Genomic DNA, 17997 nt, shown 5'->3' with positions numbered 1-17997 from the left:
GGCGCCGCGGGGCGCCGGGCCTTCGGCCGTTCCGTCCGCGTCCCGCCGGGCGGACTCCCTGCCGGCATCGAGCTGCGGCGCGAGCAGCCGGTCGATGCCGTCCTGGTCCAGCACGGCGGAGTCGTCGCTGCCGCTGATGTGCCGGCGGTGTTCCACATAGGCGTCCAGCCGCTCCATCAGCACCCGCGCGTTGAACGGCTTGACGAGGTAGTGGAGCACGCCGCCGGCCATCGCGGCCCGCACCGTGTCCAGTTCGCGTGCCGCAGTTATCGCGATCACGTCGACAGGTTCGCCGGGAAGGTTCCGGACCGCGCGCAGCACGTCGATGCCGCTCATGTCCGGCAGGTGGATGTCCAGCAGCACCAGTTCGGGCCGTAGCGCCGCGACCATGGCCAGGCCCTCGGCCCCGGTGTATGCGGTACCCACGGCGTCGAAGGCGCCGTGGGCCAGCAGGAAGCCGGTGTGTACCCCGGCAACTTCTTTGTCGTCGTCGATGACGACCGTGCGGATCTGGCTCATGGGACCGGAACTCCCTGCGCGCGGGCGTTGGGCGGGGTGGGCGAGAACGTGACCGTGAACTCGGCGCCGCCGGAGGCCGACGCCGCCACGCGGGCGCTGCCGCCGCGCCGCGCGGCGACGCGGCTGACCAGCGCGAGGCCGAACCCCCGGCTGCCCGGCAGCGCGGCCTCCTTGCCCGAGACGCCGGGCTCGAAGATGCGGTGGTATTCCTCCGCCGGGATGCCGGGGCCGTCGTCGGCGACCGTGATGGTGCAGCCGGCCGGGCCGCTGGCGATGGCGACGGTGATGGTTCCCTGCATCCCCACGGCTTCGATGGCGTTGTCGATCAGGTTCCCGAGCACCGTGACCGCATCGGTGGTGCCGTCCGGGGCGAGCTCGGATGCCGGATCGATGAGCAGCCTGATGTCCTTTTCGTCGCAGATGGTGGTCTTGGCCATCAGCAGGCTGGCCGCGTCAGGGTCCGTGATGCCCGGGGCCAGTTCGCCCGCCACCACCGACCCGCCGTGGCCGGAGCGCGAGATGAAGTCCACCGCCTGCTGCGCGCGGCCCAGTTCCAGCAGGCCGGAGATCACATGCATCTTGTTGGAAAATTCGTGCGCCTGGGCACGCAGGGCCTGGGTGACATCCCGTGCGCCGTCCAAATCCTGCAGCAGCTGGTGCAGTTCGGTGCGGTCACGCAGGATGAGGACGCTGCCCACGCGGCGCGAGTCCACGGTGGCCGCATTGGCCCGGGCCAGCAGCACCCGTTCGCCGGCGAGGACCGTTTCGTCGGCGCCGCCGGTGGCCGCGAGCATTGCTGCCAGCTCCGGTTCCAGGATGGTGGTGGCTGGCTGGCCCAAAGCGGCATCGGAGACCTCCAGGAGGCGTTTCGCCTCATCGTTGAGCAAGGCGATGCGCCCGCGGTCGTCGACGGCGACCACGCCCTCGCCGATGCCGTGCAGCATCGCGTCGCGCGTTTCGAGCAGGGCGGCGATCTCCTCCGGCTCGAGCTGATAGATCCGCCGCCACACCAGCCGCGAGATGTAGATCGCGCCGGCCGATCCGACCAGTGCCGCCGCGATGAGCCAGGCCAGCAGAACGGGCAAGTCGTCGTTGAGGTCATCGCGCAGCGTTGATTCCAAGGTGCCGACCGACGCCGTGCCGATCACGGTTCCGCCCGACCGGTCATAGACGGGCACCTTCACCCGCCACGACTCGCCCAGCGTGCCGGTCTGCCTGCCGACGAACGTCTCGCCGGACAACGGGATCGACGGGTCCGTGGAAACCATCTGCCCGATCAATGCCGGGTTCGGGTGTGAGTAGCGGATCCCGCGGTCGTCCGTGACCACCACATAGGTCACGCCCGTGGACTGCGCGATGAGCTCGGCGATCGGCTGGATGGTCTCGCTGGGGTCTTCGTCGTCGAAGGCGTCCACAATGGACGGCAGTTGCGCCACCGAACGTGCCACGCCGATCATCCGTCCCTCATAGGCGTCGCGGATCTGCTGCTCCTGCATCGAAATGGCGACCGAGCCGGCCACCAGCACGACGGCGAGCAGGATGGACAGCTGCAGCACAAACAGCTGGGTCCGCAGCGACAGGGATTGGAACACACCACCATTTTCTCATGCTGTTAGCTGCGCCACTTTGCAGCCGTCATCTGGTGCCTCGGCGCGGGGCGCGGTTGTGACCACAATGACCAATACGGCCACAATGACCCCATTCTTCCCGCGCGCCGGGCCGGCCCCTACGCTGGGGCGCACGGCATGGTGATGCCCATCACGCCGGTTGGAGGAGGAAGAACCTACATGAAGCTCGACCGTACGATGAGACGCCGCTCGGCCCTGGTGGCCGCCGCGGCAGCATCCGCCCTGGTCCTGGCAGCCTGCGGCTCCACTAGTGGCGGCGGGGGCGGTGCCGAAGAAGCCGGCATCGACAAGCTCAACATCATTGTCCCGGCAGACCCGGGCGGCGGCTGGGACCAGACCGGCCGCGCCATCCAAAAGGATCTGCAGGAAAACGACCTGGTTTCCAGCGCCTCGGTGGTCAACATCGGCGGCGCCGGCGGCACCAACGGGCTGGCGAAGCTGGCCACCGAACAGAACCCGGACACCCTGATGGTGATGGGGTACGTCATGGTCGGGGCCGTGGAAACCAACAAGTCGAAAAACCGGATCGAAGACACCACGCCGATCGCCCGGCTCACTGAAGAGCCGCTCGTCGTCGTTGTTCCCGCCGACTCGCCGTACCAGACGATCGACGACCTGATCGCCGACGTCAAGGCCAAGGGCAAGGGCGTCTCCATCACCGGCGGCTCCGCCGGCGGCGCCGACCACATCCTGGCCGGCCTCATGCTGAAGGAAGCCGGAATCGGCGCCGACAGCCTGAACTACATCCCGTACTCCGGTGGCGGGGAATCGCTGGCGGCGCTGCTGGGCAACAAGGTCTCGGCCGGCATCTCCGGCGTGGGGGAGTACGCGGAGCAGGTCAAGGCCGGCAAGCTGCGCGCCTTGGCGGTCTCCGGCCCGGAGGCGGCGCCGCAGTTGCCCGAGGTCAAGCCGCTGAAGGAGCAGGGCATGGACGTGGTGCTCACCAACTGGCGCGGCGTCGTGGCTCCCGGGTCTATCGACGATGCCCAGGCGGAGAAGCTCACGGCACTGATGACCGAACTGCACGACACCGATGCGTGGAAGGAAACCCTGTCCACCAACAACTGGGGCGACGCGTTCCTGGCCGGCGAAGAATTTGAGAGCTTCCTGACGGAGGACATCAAGACAGTCACCGCGACCCTGACGGATATCGGTCTCGTGAAGTAACCATGGCCTCTTCCACTACTGGAGCGGTCCGGGGCGGCACTGCCGCCCCGGGCAAGCCGCTCGGAGAAATAATCTTCGCGGCCGTGATCCTGAGCATCGGGATCGTCGGGTTCGTGGCCGGGGCGGGGATCGAAACGCCCGACGCGGCCAGCGACATCGGGCCCCGGGCGCTGCCGTACATCGTCTCCGGCCTGCTGGTGGCCGTCGGTGCCGGCCTGATCGTGCAGTTGCTGCGCGGCGTCACCGGCGAGGCCGAAGAGGGCGAAGACATCGATCCGGATGTCAAGACGGACTGGCTGACCGTCGCCAAGATGGCGGGCGCCGTCGTCGTTCATATTTTCCTGATCGTGCCGCTGGGCTGGCCGGTTGCCGCTGCGGTGCTGTTCGTCGGCGCCGCGTGGGCGCTCGGCGCCAAGCCGCTGTGGCGTGCGGCCGTGGTCGGGGTAGTCATGGCGCTGCTGCTGCAGTTCGCGTTCGCCGGGCTCCTCGGCGTCTCGCTGCCTGCCGGCGTGCTCGAAGGGGTGCCGTTCCTGAATGGATAACTTCTACGCCCTCCTGGAGGGCTTCTCCGTGGCGATGCAGCCGATCTACCTCCTGTACGCCCTGGGCGGCGTCCTGGTCGGAACGGCGGTGGGCGTGCTGCCGGGTATCGGGCCGGCGATGACCGTTGCCCTGCTGATGCCGATCACCTACAGCCTCGAGCCGACCGCGGCGATCATCGTTTTCGCCGGCATTTACTACGGCGGCATGTACGGCGGCTCGACCACGTCGATCCTGCTGAACACGCCCGGTGAATCCGCCTCCATCGTCACCGCACTCGAGGGCAACCGGATGGCCAAAGCCGGCCGCGGTGCCGCGGCGCTGGCGACGGCGGCAATCGGCTCCTTCATCGCCGGCACGGTCGCCACGGTGCTGCTGAGTTTCGTGGCGCCCTATGTGGCTGCGTTCGCCGTGCAAATCGGTCCGGTGGAATATGTCGCCCTGATGGTCGTGGCGTTCCTGACCGTCGGCGCGCTGCTGGGCGCCTCGGTGCTGCGCGGCCTGGCCTCGCTGGGGCTGGGACTGTTCATGGCGTTCATGGGCGTGGACCTGATGACCGGCCAGCAGCGCTACACCTTCGGCAGCCCGTTCCTGGCGGACGGGATCGACGTGGTGCTGGTGGCCGTGGGGCTGTTCGCGCTGGGCGAGGCGCTGTACGTGGCGTCCCGGCTGCGGCACGGGCCCGTCAAGGTCATCCCGGTGACCGGCGGCTGGACGTCGTGGATGAAGAAGGAGGACTGGCGGCGGTCCTGGAAGCCGTGGCTGCGCGGGACGTTCATCGGCTTCCCGATCGGCACGATGCCGGCCGGTGGCGCCGACGTGGCCACCTTCCTGTCCTATGCGTCCGAGAAGAAACTGGCCAGGGGCGCGCGCAAGAAGCAATTCGGGCGCGGCGCCATCGAAGGCGTGGCCGGGCCGGAGTCGGCCAACAACGCGGCCGCGGCCGGCGTGCTGGTCCCGCTCCTGACGCTGGGCATTCCGACGACGGCGACGGCGGCGATGATGCTGGTGGCTTTCCAGCGCTACAACATCCAGCCCGGGCCGCTGCTGTTCGAGGTCGAGGGCGCCCTGGTCTGGGCACTGATCGCCAGCCTCTACGTGGGCAACCTGATGCTGCTGGTCCTGAACCTGCCGCTGGTCGGCATCTGGGTGAAGATCCTGCAGATCCCGCGGCCGTACCTCTACGCCGGCATCCTGGTCTTCGCGGCCATGGGTGCGTTTTCGGTGAACTTCACCCCGGTCGACGTGTTCGTGCTGCTGGTGGTGGGCGTGCTGGGCTTCTTCATGCGCCGGTACGGCTACCCGATCGCCCCGCTCGTGGTGGGCATGATCCTGGGCCCGATCTTCGAGAGCCAGCTGCGGCGTTCGCTGGCCATCTCCCAGGGTGATCCGATGGCGTTGGTTTCCACTCCGATCTCGGCGGGCATCTACATCGCCCTGGTCGTCATCTTCGCGCTGTCCTTCTGGATGAAGAAGCGCCAGCGCGTGATGGAATCGGCGATGCTCGACGACGAGAACCCCCAAGGCAAGGAGGTCAGCGCATGACGACGATAGTGGTGGGGTATGTTCCCAACGCCCTGGGCGACGCCGCACTGGCCGCCGCCATCGACGAGGCCGGCCGCCGTTCGGCGAAGCTGCTGGTGGTCAACACCACCCGGGCCGACCGGTTGGTGGACCCAACCTATGCGGACGCCGCCGACGTTACCCGGCTGGAGTCGGTCCTGGCGGGGGCCGGCGTCGATTTCAGTATCAGGCACGGCATTTCGGACGGGCTGGCCGCCGACGACGTGCTCGACGCCGCCGAAGAGTCCGGGGCGGACCTGATCGTCATCGGGGTGCGCAACCGCACGCCGATAGGCAAGCTGGTGATGGGTTCCACGGCGCAAACCATCCTGCTGGGCGCCTCCTGCAACGTGTTGGCGGTCAAGCAGGGGTAGCCGGTGGCGGCGATGGCTCGCCACAGTCGGCGATGCCGCGCTCGCCGGGGGAGCGCCAAGGGGTGGGAGCGATTATGGGCAACCCCTGTCCCCGGAGGTCAGGGGTTGCCGTCGAAGCCGGGTACCTTGGTGGCCGGGGTCAGCGCTCCGGCGTTCGACGGGAGCGGCTGGTCTCGGAGCCACAGGCTGACATCGACGCCGGTGCAGGGTTCCGCTGCCGGTGCAGGGCCCACAAACCCTGCACCGGCAGATTTTCCCTGCACTGGTGGCTGGCCGGGCCGGTGAGGAGCAGCCCGTCCGGCCAGGAGTTGTCGTCGGGATTACGCGCCGTAGAGGATGATCTCCACACCAGGTCAGGGGTTGGCTTCGAGATCACCCCGTACAACCGGTGATCTCGAAGCCAAGGGGTAACGTGGACGCCACTCAGCCCGTGCTCGGCGGGCGGACCGCCCGTGCTGGATAATTGAGCGCATGGAGTTCCGAGATCCGCCCCGCGCCGCCCCGCTTCCCGCCCGACGCAAGGTAGTGCTGCTGGGTTCCACGGGTTCGATCGGCACGCAGGGGATCGACGTCGTGGACGCGGCCCCGGAACGCTTCGAGGTCACGGCGCTCGCAGCCGGCGGCAACGTGGAACTGGCCGCCCGGCAGGCGGTCCACACCCGGGCCCAGGCCGTCGGAACCGCCGCCGGAACGGTGGAGGACCTGGCCACGGCCATCAAGGCCGCCGCGGCGGACGCCGGGGTGTCCGGCTACTCGCCGGAGCTCTTTGCCGGCCCCGACGCCGCGGCGAGGATCGCCGCGTGGCCGGTCGCCGACGTCGTGCTTAACGGCATTACCGGGTCCATCGGCCTGGCCCCCACGCTGGCCGCGCTCGGTGCGGGCCACTTGCTGGCACTGGCCAACAAGGAGTCCCTGATTGCCGGCGGGCCCCTGGTCAAGCAGGCCGCGCGGCCCGGGCAGATCGTGCCGGTGGATTCGGAACACTCGGCGCTGGCCCAGGCGCTCCGGTCGGGCACGGCCGCCGAAGTGGACCGGCTGATCGTCACCGCTTCCGGCGGGCCGTTCCGCGGCTTCAGTAAGGAACAGCTGCGCGACGTCACTCCGGCACAGGCGCTGGCCCACCCCACCTGGGACATGGGCCGGATGGTCACCACCAACTCGGCGACGATGGTGAACAAGGCGCTGGAAGTCATCGAAGCCCACCTGCTCTTCGACGTCCCGCTGGAGCGGATCGACGTGGTGGTGCACCCGCAGTCGGTGGTGCACTCGATGGTGCAGTTCACCGACGGATCCACCATCGCGCAGGCGTCGCCGCCGGACATGCGCCTGCCGATCGCCCTCGGCATGGGCTGGCCGGAGCGGGTACCGGGCGCCGCGCAGCCGTGTGACTGGAGCCGTGCCACCAGCTGGACCTTCGAGCCGCTGGACGAGGAGGTCTTCGGCGCGGTGCGACTGGCCAAGGAGGCGGCCGGGCGCGGCGGGACCTTCATGGCCGTGTACAACGCGGCCAACGAAGAAGCCGTGGACGCCTTCCACGACGGCCGGATCCGCTTCGACGAGATCGTGGAGACGGTCGCTGCCGTGGTGGACGAGCACGCGCCGTCCGGTGAACTGACCGTGGCCGCAGTGCTGGCCGCAGAGGACTGGGCACGCTCGCGGGCCCACGAACGTTTGGCTATGTTGTGACCATTCTGCTTTTCATTCTCGGCGTCCTCTTCGTGGCCGTCGGCATCGCCGTGTCCATCGCCCTGCACGAGGTGGGCCACCTGCTGCCCGCCAAGCTGTTCAAGGTGCGGGTCACCCAGTACATGGTCGGCTTCGGCAAGACCCTCTTCTCCCGCCGGCGCGGCGAAACCGAATACGGCGTGAAGGCCATCCCGCTCGGCGGCTACGTGTCGATGATCGGCATGTACCCGCCGGCCAAGGACGGCGGCAGCAGCGGACGCGGCGTCGGCGACGGAGGCGACGGCGGCGGCAGCAGCGGAGGCGGCGACGGCGGCGGCGCGGTCCGCCGGTCCAGCACCGGCATGTTCCAGCAACTGGCCAACGACGCCCGGCAGGCCGAAGCCGAGCGGCTGCAGCCCGGCGACGAAAACCGGATGTTCTACAAACTGCCGGTCTGGAAACGGATCATCATCATGCTCGGCGGTCCGTTCGTGAACCTGGTCATCGGCACGGTGCTGATCGGCATCGTGCTGGTCGGCTTCGGCACCGCCCAGGCCACCACCACCATTGCCCAGGTCAATAAATGCGTGGTCCCGGCGTCGCAGGCCGCCGAAACCGGACAGACCGACTGCCTGCCCAGCGATCCCGAGGCTCCCGCCACGGCGGCGGGCATCCGGCCCGGGGACACCGTCACCGCCTTCGACGGCAGGCCGGTCACCGACTGGTACCAGTTGACCGCCTGGATCCGGGACGCGGCGGGGGAGCAGACACCGATCACCCTCCAACGCGACGGCCGGGAAATCACCACGACCATCACCCCGATCCTCACCGAACGCCCGGTATTCGACGACGCCGGGCAACCGCTGCTCGACGGCGACGGCGAGCCGGTGACGGAGCAGGCGGGCTTCGTGGGGATGGGCGCCACCACCGCGCTGGTACCGCAGCCCGCCGGCGACGTGCTCCCGGCCGTGGGGGAGAACCTGCAGGCGATCACCGGTGTGGTGCTCCATCTGCCGCAACGGCTGGCCGACGTGGCCGAGGCCGCCTTCAGCGATGCTCCGCGCGACCCGAACGGGCCGATGAGCGTAGTGGGCGTGGGCCGGATTGCCGGCGAGATCAGCGCGATGGACGAGATTCCCTTCGAGGCGCGGGCGGCCTCGCTGATCGGGTTGGTCGGTTCGGTCAACCTGGCGCTGTTCGTGTTCAACCTGATCCCGCTGCTGCCGCTCGACGGAGGGCACGTGGCCGGCGCGCTTTGGGAGGCCATCCGCCGCGGCTTCGCCAAGCTGTTCCGCCGCCCGGATCCGGGGCCGGTGGACATCGCCAAGCTGCTCCCGCTGACCTACGTGGTGGCCGTGGTGATGATGGGCATGGGCGCGCTGCTGATTTACGCGGACATCGTCAAACCGGTCAATATCTTCGGCTGATCCGGCGGCTCATGGCCGCGCCCGGGCGAAACCGCCGCCTCCCCTGATCCGGCACGACGGCGGTGCATGCCCGTGTGCGCGGCAGACGCTTGTGCGCGGCGCGCCCGCCGTTGGTTGGAACCCTGCCGGTCCCCGTGGTTAGACTGGCCGGAACCGGCGAAGGGAGCCACGACCCGTGAGCACGGCACCGCGGACAGCCCGCACCGCAGCGAGCCTTGGGGGCACCGCACGGGCGGAGACGATGGGCCGCGGGCCCCGGTTCAAAACCGGCGCCGCCGCCGTCCTGGCGGCCGCTGTTGTACTTGCCGGTTGCACCGCGCCGGGCGAGGCCCAGGATCCGCCGTCATCGGCAGCGTCAACAGAGGCTGCCCCGGATCGCGTGCAGTTGAGGGCTGGTGCCGCCGATCCGCAGGTGCTTGCCGGCTCCGACGCCGAAGCATCGCTCGCCGCCAGCCAGGCGTTGTTTGACTCCAGTCCTGTGGCGTTCGTCGCGCCTCCCGGCGACGCCGAGGCCATAGCTGCCGCGGCTGCCGAGTCGGTACCGATGGGTGTGCCGCTGCTGTTGGCCGGGGACGGGCTGGCCGAAGAACTGGAGCGGCTCGGCGTCCGCCAGGTCAAGGCTTTCGGCCGGCCGCCCGCCGAGCCGGAGGGCTCCCCGAGTGCCGCGCCGGAAGCCAACTCCGGGGCCGTGCCCTCTGATTCCACCAAGGCCGGCTCCGCGGCCGGGCCCGCCGCCTCGGCCGCTGCCGGGCCGGACGCCTCGGCCGCTGCCGGCTCCGCGGCCTTGAAGACCGCATCGACGGTGTCCGGCGCCGACCCGGATCAAGGCATGGAGGCGTGGGCCCCGCTGCTGGCGGACGCGGAAATCCTGCCCCCGGACGGGGACATCGAGGCGCCCGAGCGTGCGGAGGAGCCCGCGGCCGTCTCGGTGTTGACGGACAAGGACGGCGGGCAGGACTATCCCGCGACCCTGGCGGTCGTGGAGGCGGCAGGCGCCCGGGTCTTCCAGGACCCGCACGCAGACCCGCGGCACGGCAGCGAGACCATCGAATTCCTGCGGCAGGAGCCCGAGAACCGCGTGCTCGCCGTCGGCGAAGAGTTCGGCAGCGGCGACACCTTCGCGCGCCGAGCCACGGCAGCACTGACCGTGCCGGAGCTGCCCGGCGGGGGCCAGATGGCCTTCCCGTCCCGGCGGATGGTGGCGCTGTACGGGCATCCCTCCGGGCCCGCCCTCGGCGCGCTCGGCGAGCAGGATCCCAAGGCGTCGGTGAAGCGCGTGAAGAAACTCGCCAGGCAGTACCAACCGCACAGCAAGGAACCGGTGGTCCCGGCCTTCGAGATCATCGCCACGGTTGCCAGCGCCTCGGCCGGCAAGGACGGCGACTATTCGGAGGAGACTGATCCGGACGAGTTGCGCCCGTGGATTGAGGCCGCCGGCGAGGCCGGGGTGTACGTGGTGCTGGATTTGCAGCCGGGCCGGTCGGACTTCCTCACCCAGGCCAAGATGTACGAGGATCTGCTGAAGGAACCGCATGTGGGCCTGGCCCTGGATCCGGAATGGCGGCTGGGCAAGGGGCAGCGTCACATGGAGCAAATCGGCTCGGTGTCCGCTGCGGAGATCAACCGGGTCAGCGACTGGCTGGCGAAGCTTACCCGGAAGAACTCCCTGCCCCAGAAGGTGCTGATCCTGCATCAGTTCCAGTACCAGATGATTTCGGACCGCCAGGAGCTGGAAACCGGCCACGAAGAGCTGGCCCTGGTGCTGCATGCCGACGGCCACGGCGGGCCCGGCCAGAAACTGGACACCTGGCGCGTCCTCCGGGAGGACCTGCCGAAGAACATCTGGATGGGCTGGAAGAATTTTTACGACGAAGACACCCCGACCTTTAGCCCGGAACGCACCTACACCGGCGTGAAGCCGGCTCCCTGGTTCGTTTCCTACCAATAGCCCCGGGCCAACCACCGGCGTCACCAATAGCCCCGCCCCATCCACACTCGTCCTGCCGATAGTCCGCCCGCATCCACCGGCGGGTAAGGTGAAGACCATGAGTGTCTTTGCCGTCGAATATGTCTACGCCGCCGATTCCGAGCCCGGCCGGGACGAATACCGTCCCGCCCACCGCGCCTGGCTGGGCGGCTTCCTGGACCGGGGCCGCCTGCTGGCCTCCGGCCCCTACGCCGACGGCACCGGCGCGCTGCTGATCTTCACCGCCGAGGACGAAGCCAGCCTGCTGGAGGAACTGAAGCAGGATCCATTCAACGTCAACAACTTCGTCTCCGGCCTGAAAGTCACCGACTGGAAGCCCGTCACCGGGGCGTTCGCCCACCACGCATGATCCTTCCCACTCCCGCACCGTGTGCCAACGCCCGGCGGGAAGGGGATAATGAAACCTGATCAGCAACTGCCTACCGGCACATGGAGGACGTTTTGACCTCGGTCAATCTTGGAATGCCAGCTTCACCACCGCCAGTCCTGGCGCCGCGCCGCAAGACCCGGCAGATCAAGGTCGGCTCCGTCGGGGTCGGGTCGGACTCGCCCATCAGCGTGCAGTCGATGACCACCACGCCCACCACGGATATCAACGCGACGCTGCAGCAGATTGCCGAGCTGACGGCCTCCGGTTGCGACATTGTCCGGGTGGCCTGCCCCAGCGCCGACGACGCCGAGGCCCTGCCGATCATCGCCAAGAAGTCACAGATTCCGGTGATCGCGGACATCCACTTCCAGCCCAAGTACGTCTTCGCCGCCATCGACGCCGGCTGCGCCGCCGTCCGCGTGAATCCGGGCAACATCCGCAAATTCGACGACCAGGTCAAGGAGATCGCCGAGGCAGCCAAGGCCGCCGGCACCTCCATCCGGATCGGCGTCAACGCCGGCTCCCTGGACCCGCGGCTGATGCAGAAGTACGGCAAGGCGACCCCGGAGGCGCTGGTCGAATCCGCCGTCTGGGAGGCGTCGCTGTTCGAAGAACACGACTTCCACGACTTCAAGATCTCGGTCAAGCACAACGACCCGGTGGTCATGGTCCGCGCCTACGAACTGCTGGCCGAACGCGGCGACTGGCCGCTGCACCTCGGTGTCACCGAGGCCGGTCCGGCCTTCCAGGGCACCATCAAGTCGGCCACCGCCTTCGGGGCGCTGCTCTCGAAGGGGATTGGGGACACTATCCGCGTGTCCCTGTCCGCCCCGCCGGTGGAAGAGATCAAGGTCGGCCTGCAGATCCTGCAGTCGCTCAACCTGCGGGAACGCAAACTGGAAATCGTTTCCTGTCCCTCCTGCGGGCGCGCCCAGGTGGACGTGTACAAGCTGGCCGACGAAGTCACCGCCGGGCTGGAAGGCATGGAGGTGCCGCTGCGCGTCGCCGTGATGGGCTGCGTCGTGAACGGACCGGGCGAAGCCCGCGAAGCCGACCTGGGTGTAGCCTCCGGCAACGGGAAGGGCCAGATCTTCGTGAAGGGCCAGGTCATCAAGACGGTCCCCGAAGACCAGATTGTGGAAACGCTGATCGAAGAAGCATTGAGGATTGCCGAGGAGATGGGTGACTCCGATGGCGAGAATGCTGTCAAGGGTAGCCCCGTGGTTAACGTCAGCTAGCCGTGACGCGGCGGGTGCGGCCGGGGCCGTGCCCGCCGATCAGCATGCCGGAATACGGCCGCTGGCGGATGCGGATACCGCGGACCTTTGGGCGCTGGTGCGCGCGGATCCGGTGGCCAATGTCTTCCTCGCCGCCCACCTGGAGACCGCCGGGACCGCCGGCCCCACCCCGTCCGGTGCCCACATCCTGGGAATGTACGACGACGGCGTCCTCACCGGGGCCTGCTGGGCGGGCGTGAACGTGGTCCCGTCCGGGCTGGATGCCGAACAGGGCGCCAGGCTGGGCGCCCACCTGGCCGCCGGCGGGCGGCGCATGTCTTCCATCTTCGGGCCCGCCGAGGGGGTGCTCGGCATCTGGTCTTCGTACCGGACCGCCCATCCGCGGGCCTTCGACGTCCGGCCCAACCAGCCCCTGATGGAGCTGCGCGGAACTCCCGCCGTGTCCGCGGACCCGCAGGTCCGGTTCTCCACCGACGACGACTTTGAGGTGCTGGTGCCCGCCTGCGTCGCGATGTTCGAGGAGGAAGTCGGGTACTCGCCGCTGATCGGCGGGGGCCAGCACTACCGGCAGCGCGTGGCCACCCTGATCGGGAAGGGACACTCGCTGATCCGCCGGGACGGCCAGGGGCAGGTCGTCTTCAAGGCAGAACTGGGCAACGTGAGCGCCGACGCGGTGCAGATCCAGGGCGTCTGGGTGAACCCCGCCTACCGCGGCCGCGGGCTGGCAGCCGGCTGCATGGCAGCCGTCGTCGAGTTGTCCCGCAAGTACGCGCCGGTCGCCAGCCTCTACGTCAACGATTACAACCACCGGGCCATGGCCGCCTACGCCGCGGTCGGCTTCCGGCAGGTCGGCACCTTCGCCACCGTCTTGTTTTAGGCGGGGGAGGTGCCCGGAAGCATGCCGTGTCCACCCTTCACGCGCTCCGCCGGCGCAGCGTCAGTGACGCGAGCAGCAGTCCCACGATGACGCAGCCGGCCGCAACCGCCACGTCGAACCACAGGTCCCCGGTGGCTTCGGCGTGGGACGCGATCTGCTGCAGCGCATCCACGGTGTAGGTCAACGGCATGGCGTTCGCTACGGCCTCCAGCCAGTCGGACAGCTGCTCCCTGGGCACGAACAGGCCGCAGAGCAGGATCTGCGGGACCACCACTACCGGCATGAACTGCACCGCTTGGAACTCCGTACGGGCGAAGGCCGAACAAAAGAGTCCCAGCGCCACTCCCAGAACCGCGTTGACGACGGCGACCATCACCACCAGCGCCCCGTTGCCTTCGATGTCGAGACCGAAAACCAGGTAGGCCACCGCCGTCGTCACCGTGGCTTGGAGGGCGGCCATCAGCCCGAACGCCAGGGCGTAGCCGAAGAGGAGGTCGGCCTTGTTAATCGGCGTCGACAGGACGCGTTCCAGGGTGCCGGTGGTCCGTTCGCGGAGCATGGTGATGGAGGTGATCAGGAACATGACGACAAACGGGAAGATCGCCAGCATCATCGGGCCCACCCGGTCGAAGGTGCGCGGCGCACCGGGCGGCAGGGCTTCATTGTCGAACAGCAGGTAGACCACGCCGAGCAGGATGCCGGGAACCACGACGATCAGCGCGATGCTGCGCGGATCGTGGCGCAGCTGGGCCAGCACACGCCGCGCGGTGGCCAGCGTCATCGATGCGTTCATGCCGCCGCCTCCCGGCTCCGGATCATGTGGAGGAAAGCCTTTTCCAGGTCCACCGTGCCGCCGCGCTCGGCCAGCTCCGCCGGCGTGAGCTGGGCCAGGAGGGAGCCGTCGCGCAGCAGCAACAGATCATCGCAGTGAGAGGCCTCTTCCATGACGTGGCTCGAAACCAGCAGGGTGGCGCCCGCCGCAGCAAGGGCCGCGAAATGATCCCAGAGCTCCACGCGCAGGACGGGATCGAGGCCGACGGTCGGTTCGTCGAGCACCAGCAGGTCGGGCCTGCCCACCAAAGCGCATGCCAGCGACACCCGGCTGGACTGGCCGCCGGAGAGGTCCGCGGTCTTGCGCCCCGCCACCCCGGCAAGTCCCACGGAATCCAGAGCTTCGTCCACGTCGGACGCGGACCGGCCGTGCAGCGCGGCGAAGTAGCGGACGTTTTCGCGGACCGAAAGATCGGGATACACGCTCGGGTCCTGGGTGACGTAGCCGATCCGGTGCCTGAGCTCCCGGTGTCCCGCGGGCAGCCCCAGGACGGTGACCGTCCCGCCGGCCGTCTTCTGCACCCCGACGATGGCCCGCATCAGCGTGGTCTTGCCGCTGCCCGAAGGCCCCAGCAGGCCGGTGATGGTTCCGGCGGAGACTTCGCAGCTGACGTCGGACAGCACGGGCTTACGGGCACGGACCACCGTGAGCCCTGCGACGGATACGGCCGGCGCCAAGGGCGCCGCCGGGTGCGGCATCGTCTCCGCCTCCCTCATTTACTGGTCCGGTGACATCCACCTAGACCCGACGCAAGGGTGCGTCCAGACGCTCTGGCGGCCGCTGCCGTCCCGCCCCCGCGGGCTGTCGCTGGCATGCGCGTGGAGCCAGTAGATTAGAAGGCAGTTGAATTTCGCGGGCCGCTGCCGGCCCAACCCTTGAGAAACGGATTCCTGCAGTGGTTCTTCGCCTGTCCAGCATGTTCCTGCGCACCCTGCGCGATGACCCGGTCGACGCCGAAGTTGCCAGCCACAAGCTGCTGGTGCGCGCCGGCTACATCCGCCGCGCCGCCCCCGGCATCTACTCCTGGCTGCCGCTGGGCCTGAAGGTGCTGGCCAAGGTGGAGGCCGTGGTCCGCGACGAGATGAACGCCATCGGCGCGCAGGAAGTCCATTTCCCGGCGCTGCTGCCGCGCGAACCGTACGAGGCGACCAATCGCTGGACCGAGTACGGCGACGGGTTGTTCCGCCTGCAGGACCGCAAGGGTGCCGACTACCTCTTGGCCCCCACGCACGAGGAAATGTTCACCCTGCTGGTCAAGGACCTGTACTCCTCGTACAAGGACCTGCCGGTGACGCTGTACCAAATCCAGAACAAGTACCGCGACGAGGCCCGCCCGCGCGCCGGGCTGCTGCGCGGCCGCGAATTCATCATGAAGGACTCCTACTCCTTCGACGTCGACGACGAGGGCCTGGACGTCAGCTATGACGCGCACCGGCGCGCCTACCTGCGGATCTTCAAGCGCCTGGGCCTGGAAGTGGTGACCGTCAAGGCCACCTCCGGCGCCATGGGCGGGTCGAAGAGCGAGGAGTTCCTGCATCCCACCGAGATCGGCGAGGACACCTTCGTGCGTTCGCCCGGCGGCTACGCAGCCAACGTGGAGGCCGTCACCACCGTGGCGCCGGAGCCGGTGGACTACGCCGACGCCCCGGCTGCCGAGGTCAAGGACACCCCGGACACCCCCACGATCGACACCCTGGTGGCCGCGGCCAACCAGCTGGCACCGCGCGCGGACGGGGAATGGACCGCCGCGGACACGTTGAAGAACGTCGTCCTGGCCATCAAGCTGCCCACCGGCGAGCGGAGCCTGGTGGTCATTGGCGTTCCGGGCGACCGCGCCGTCGACCTCAAGCGCGTCGAGGCGAACATCGGTGCCTTCCTCCCGGTGGGCGGCGAAGTCGAGGTCGAGGCGGCCACCGAGGAAGACCTGAAGAAGCATCCGGGCCTGGTCAGGGGCTACATCGGTCCCGGCGAGAGCCTGGACGCGGCGGTCCTCGGGACCGAGTCGGCCACGGGCCTGCTCTACCTCGTGGATCCCCGGGTGGTGCCCGGCACGCGCTGGATCACCGGCGCCAACGAGGACGGCAAGCACGTGTTCGGTCTGGTCGCCGGACGCGACTTCGGCTGGGACGGCGTCGTCGAGTCGGTCGAGGTCCGCGAAGGGGACCCCGCGCCGGACGGCTCCGGTCCGCTGGAGGCGGCCCGCGGCATCGAAATGGGCCACATCTTCCAGCTGGGCCGCAAATACGCCGAGGCGCTGGGCCTGCAGGTGCTGGACCGCAACGGCAAGCTCGCCACGGTGACCATGGGCTCCTACGGCGTGGGCGTCACGCGTGCGGTGGCCGCGCTGGCCGAGGCCTATCACGACGACAAGGGCCTGGCCTGGCCGCGCAACGTGGCCCCGGCCGACGTCCACATCGTCGCCACCGGGAAGGGCACGGAAATTTTTGAGGCAGCCAACAGGCTGGCCGAGGAACTGTCCGCCGCCGGCGTCGATGTCATCTACGACGACCGGCCCAAGGTCTCTCCGGGCGTGAAGTTCTCCGACGCCGAACTCATCGGCGTGCCCACCATCGTGGTGGTCGGCCGCGGCCTGGCCGACGGCGTGGTCGAAGTCAAGGACAGGGCCACCGGGCAGGCCGAAAACGTGCCGCTGGCCGAGGCCGCCGGGCAGTTGGCGGCCCTGGCCGGGAGGTGAGCTCCGGACTCGAGGAACTGCAGCTGGCCACCCTCGCCCTCGTGGTCGTGGGTGGCTTTGCCGCCGGCTGGGTGGACGCCGTGGTGGGCGGCGGCGGCCTGCTCCAGTTGCCCGTGCTGCTGCTGGTCCCCGGCATCAGCCCGGTGCAGGCACTGGCCACCAACAAGATGGGCTCTATCTTCGGCACCACCACCAGCGCAGTCACCTATTACCGCAGGGCGCACCCGGACCTGAAAACCGCGCTGCCGATGGCCGGCGTCGCGCTGGCCGGAAGCTTCGGCGGGGCGATCGTGGCCACCGTGCTGCCCGCCGAGGTGTTCAAGCCGATCATCGTCGTCGCGCTGATCGCGGTGGCCGTCTTTACCGCGCTGCGTCCGACGGCGGGATCGCTGACCCGGCTGCGGTACAAGGGCGCCCGGCACCTCGGCGCGGCCGCCGGAATCGGGCTGGTCATTGGCTTCTACGACGGCCTGATCGGTCCCGGCACCGGCTCATTCCTGATCATCGCGATGGTGGCGCTGCTCGGCTACAACTTCCTGGCCGCCAGCGCGAAGGCCAAGATCGTGAACATGGCCACCAACCTGGGCGCCCTGGCCTTTTTCCTGCCCAGCGGGGCGCTGCTGTGGGGGCTCGGGCTGGTGCTCGGCGTCGCCAACATGGCCGGCGGTTACGTCGGTGCGCGGATGGCCGTCGCACAGGGCAGCAAGTTCATCCGCGTGGTCTTCCTGGCCGTGGTCGCGGCCCTGATCCTCAAGCTTGGCTACGACGTGTTGCAGGAGAACGTGCTGGGCCGCTGATCCGGACCAGAGGGGGCGGCCAACTGCCCGCTCCTCACGAGCCGGTGGCGGGCGCGGCCAGCAGTTTGTCGTCCAGTCCCGGGGCGGGCGGCACGACGCCGGTTGAGGCCGCCAGCTCCGCCGTGGCGGTGGCGAGGCCGGACACCGCGTGCTCCCGCACCCTCCCGCTGCTGAGCGCGACCAGGTCGGCCAGCGGCCGGAGGGAAGCCTCCTCGGCGCCCTGCAGCGCCGGAAGCGGATCGGCCGCGAAGTCGCCGCCCAGGGCATACGCCGGCTCCGGCAGCGGCAGGGCCAGGCATTCGGCCGCCGCCACCGCCC

At 69.1% G+C, this 17997-nt stretch carries 17 protein-coding genes and 1 pseudogene; 12 read left to right on the top strand and 6 right to left on the bottom strand.

Features of this window, described 5'->3' with window-relative positions; translation table 11 throughout:
• The coding region (locus AC5RUH_RS15150; RefSeq protein WP_494128990.1) for a response regulator at nt 1-519 on the bottom strand (519 nt) is incomplete at its 3' end.
• Nucleotides 516-2111, bottom strand: a complete 1596-nt coding sequence (locus tag AC5RUH_RS15145) for an ATP-binding protein (protein WP_494128989.1) — start codon at nt 2109-2111, stop codon at nt 516-518. The genes AC5RUH_RS15145 and AC5RUH_RS15150, both read right to left, overlap by 4 nt.
• Nucleotides 2112-2306: 195 nt before the next feature.
• Between AC5RUH_RS15145 and AC5RUH_RS15140 the strand changes: the two genes are divergently transcribed.
• From AC5RUH_RS15140 to AC5RUH_RS15125, 4 genes are read left to right on the top strand one after another with little or no spacing between them, the layout of a single operon-like run.
• The gene (locus AC5RUH_RS15140; protein WP_494002442.1) at nt 2307-3314 is read left to right on the top strand and encodes a Bug family tripartite tricarboxylate transporter substrate binding protein; all 1008 of its coding nucleotides are present in this window, start codon (nt 2307-2309) and stop codon (nt 3312-3314) included.
• Between the two features lie 2 nt (nt 3315-3316).
• Entirely contained in the window at nt 3317-3856 is a 540-nt protein-coding gene (locus AC5RUH_RS15135) for a tripartite tricarboxylate transporter TctB family protein (protein WP_494002441.1), read from the top strand.
• Complete coding sequence (locus AC5RUH_RS15130) at nt 3849-5399, top strand: tripartite tricarboxylate transporter permease (RefSeq protein ID WP_494002440.1); 1551 nt, start codon at nt 3849-3851, stop codon at nt 5397-5399. The genes AC5RUH_RS15135 and AC5RUH_RS15130 overlap by 8 nt, the downstream gene beginning before the upstream one ends.
• Entirely contained in the window at nt 5396-5791 is a 396-nt protein-coding gene (locus tag AC5RUH_RS15125) for a universal stress protein (RefSeq protein WP_494128988.1), read from the top strand. The genes AC5RUH_RS15130 and AC5RUH_RS15125 overlap by 4 nt, the downstream gene beginning before the upstream one ends.
• Nucleotides 5792-5889: 98 nt before the next feature.
• Here AC5RUH_RS15125 and AC5RUH_RS15120 read toward each other — a convergent pair whose 3' ends face one another.
• The gene (locus tag AC5RUH_RS15120; RefSeq protein WP_494128987.1) at nt 5890-6024 is read right to left on the bottom strand and encodes a hypothetical protein; all 135 of its coding nucleotides are present in this window, start codon (nt 6022-6024) and stop codon (nt 5890-5892) included.
• A gap of 238 nt (nt 6025-6262) precedes the next feature.
• Here AC5RUH_RS15120 and dxr point away from each other — a divergent pair, with 238 nt between their 5' ends.
• The 6 genes from dxr (at nt 6263) to AC5RUH_RS15090 (ending at nt 13355) form a co-directional block, all read left to right on the top strand.
• Nucleotides 6263-7477 (top strand): 1-deoxy-D-xylulose-5-phosphate reductoisomerase, encoded by a 1215-nt coding sequence (gene dxr / locus AC5RUH_RS15115; RefSeq protein WP_494128986.1) that lies wholly within the window; start codon nt 6263-6265, stop codon nt 7475-7477.
• A complete protein-coding gene (locus tag AC5RUH_RS15110) occupies nt 7474-8883 on the top strand; it encodes a M50 family metallopeptidase (protein WP_494128985.1) in 1410 nt (469 codons plus the stop codon). The genes dxr and AC5RUH_RS15110 overlap by 4 nt, the downstream gene beginning before the upstream one ends.
• A 175-nt stretch (nt 8884-9058) precedes the next feature.
• The gene (locus AC5RUH_RS15105; RefSeq protein ID WP_494128984.1) at nt 9059-10831 is read left to right on the top strand and encodes a hypothetical protein; all 1773 of its coding nucleotides are present in this window, start codon (nt 9059-9061) and stop codon (nt 10829-10831) included.
• Between the two features lie 97 nt (nt 10832-10928).
• On the top strand, nt 10929-11219 hold the full coding sequence (locus tag AC5RUH_RS15100) for a YciI family protein (RefSeq protein ID WP_494014196.1): 291 nt from the start codon (nt 10929-10931) through the stop codon (nt 11217-11219).
• A 92-nt stretch (nt 11220-11311) separates the two neighbouring features.
• The gene (gene ispG, locus AC5RUH_RS15095) at nt 11312-12478 is read left to right on the top strand and encodes a flavodoxin-dependent (E)-4-hydroxy-3-methylbut-2-enyl-diphosphate synthase (protein ID WP_494002538.1); all 1167 of its coding nucleotides are present in this window, start codon (nt 11312-11314) and stop codon (nt 12476-12478) included.
• Nucleotides 12479-12506: 28 nt separating this feature from the next.
• Nucleotides 12507-13355 (top strand): GNAT family N-acetyltransferase, encoded by an 849-nt coding sequence (locus tag AC5RUH_RS15090; RefSeq protein ID WP_494128983.1) that lies wholly within the window; start codon nt 12507-12509, stop codon nt 13353-13355.
• 37 nt (nt 13356-13392) lie between these two features.
• Here AC5RUH_RS15090 and AC5RUH_RS15085 read toward each other — a convergent pair whose 3' ends face one another.
• Both AC5RUH_RS15085 and AC5RUH_RS15080 read right to left on the bottom strand, forming a co-directional pair.
• Complete coding sequence (locus tag AC5RUH_RS15085) at nt 13393-14148, bottom strand: ABC transporter permease (RefSeq protein WP_494128982.1); 756 nt, start codon at nt 14146-14148, stop codon at nt 13393-13395.
• Entirely contained in the window at nt 14145-14885 is a 741-nt protein-coding gene (locus AC5RUH_RS15080; protein ID WP_494128981.1) for an ABC transporter ATP-binding protein, read from the bottom strand. The genes AC5RUH_RS15085 and AC5RUH_RS15080 overlap by 4 nt, the downstream gene beginning before the upstream one ends.
• 197 nt (nt 14886-15082) lie before the next feature.
• Here AC5RUH_RS15080 and AC5RUH_RS15075 point away from each other — a divergent pair, with 197 nt between their 5' ends.
• Both AC5RUH_RS15075 and AC5RUH_RS15070 read left to right on the top strand, forming a co-directional pair.
• Entirely contained in the window at nt 15083-16882 is a 1800-nt protein-coding gene (locus AC5RUH_RS15075; protein WP_494128980.1) for a proline--tRNA ligase, read from the top strand.
• Entirely contained in the window at nt 16879-17679 is an 801-nt protein-coding gene (locus AC5RUH_RS15070) for a sulfite exporter TauE/SafE family protein (RefSeq protein WP_494128979.1), read from the top strand. Before AC5RUH_RS15075 ends, AC5RUH_RS15070 begins: the two co-directional genes overlap by 4 nt.
• Before the next feature lie 34 nt (nt 17680-17713).
• Here AC5RUH_RS15070 and AC5RUH_RS15065 read toward each other — a convergent pair.
• Nucleotides 17714-17997 (bottom strand): annotated as a pseudogene (locus tag AC5RUH_RS15065) (hypothetical protein); the annotation flags it as partial.

Source organism: Arthrobacter sp. Y3223166, from assembly GCF_059090935.1.
The sequence above is the reverse complement of the archived record's forward strand: the minus strand, read 5'-3'. Positions and strand labels throughout refer to the sequence as shown.

Excerpts from the sequence above, each read along its gene's own strand:
- AC5RUH_RS15125 (WP_494128988.1), top strand. The coding sequence starts at position 5,396 with ATGACGACGATAGTGGTGGGGTATGTTCCCAACGCCCTGGGCGACGCC.
- AC5RUH_RS15080 (WP_494128981.1), bottom strand. The coding sequence starts at position 14,885 with ATGCCGCACCCGGCGGCGCCCTTGGCGCCGGCCGTATCCGTCGCAGGG.
- AC5RUH_RS15100 (WP_494014196.1), top strand. The coding sequence starts at position 10,929 with ATGAGTGTCTTTGCCGTCGAATATGTCTACGCCGCCGATTCCGAGCCC.
- AC5RUH_RS15085 (WP_494128982.1), bottom strand. The coding sequence starts at position 14,148 with ATGAACGCATCGATGACGCTGGCCACCGCGCGGCGTGTGCTGGCCCAG.
- AC5RUH_RS15135 (WP_494002441.1), top strand. The coding sequence starts at position 3,317 with ATGGCCTCTTCCACTACTGGAGCGGTCCGGGGCGGCACTGCCGCCCCG.
- AC5RUH_RS15130 (WP_494002440.1), top strand. The coding sequence starts at position 3,849 with ATGGATAACTTCTACGCCCTCCTGGAGGGCTTCTCCGTGGCGATGCAG.
- AC5RUH_RS15140 (WP_494002442.1), top strand. The coding sequence starts at position 2,307 with ATGAAGCTCGACCGTACGATGAGACGCCGCTCGGCCCTGGTGGCCGCC.
- dxr (WP_494128986.1), top strand. The coding sequence starts at position 6,263 with ATGGAGTTCCGAGATCCGCCCCGCGCCGCCCCGCTTCCCGCCCGACGC.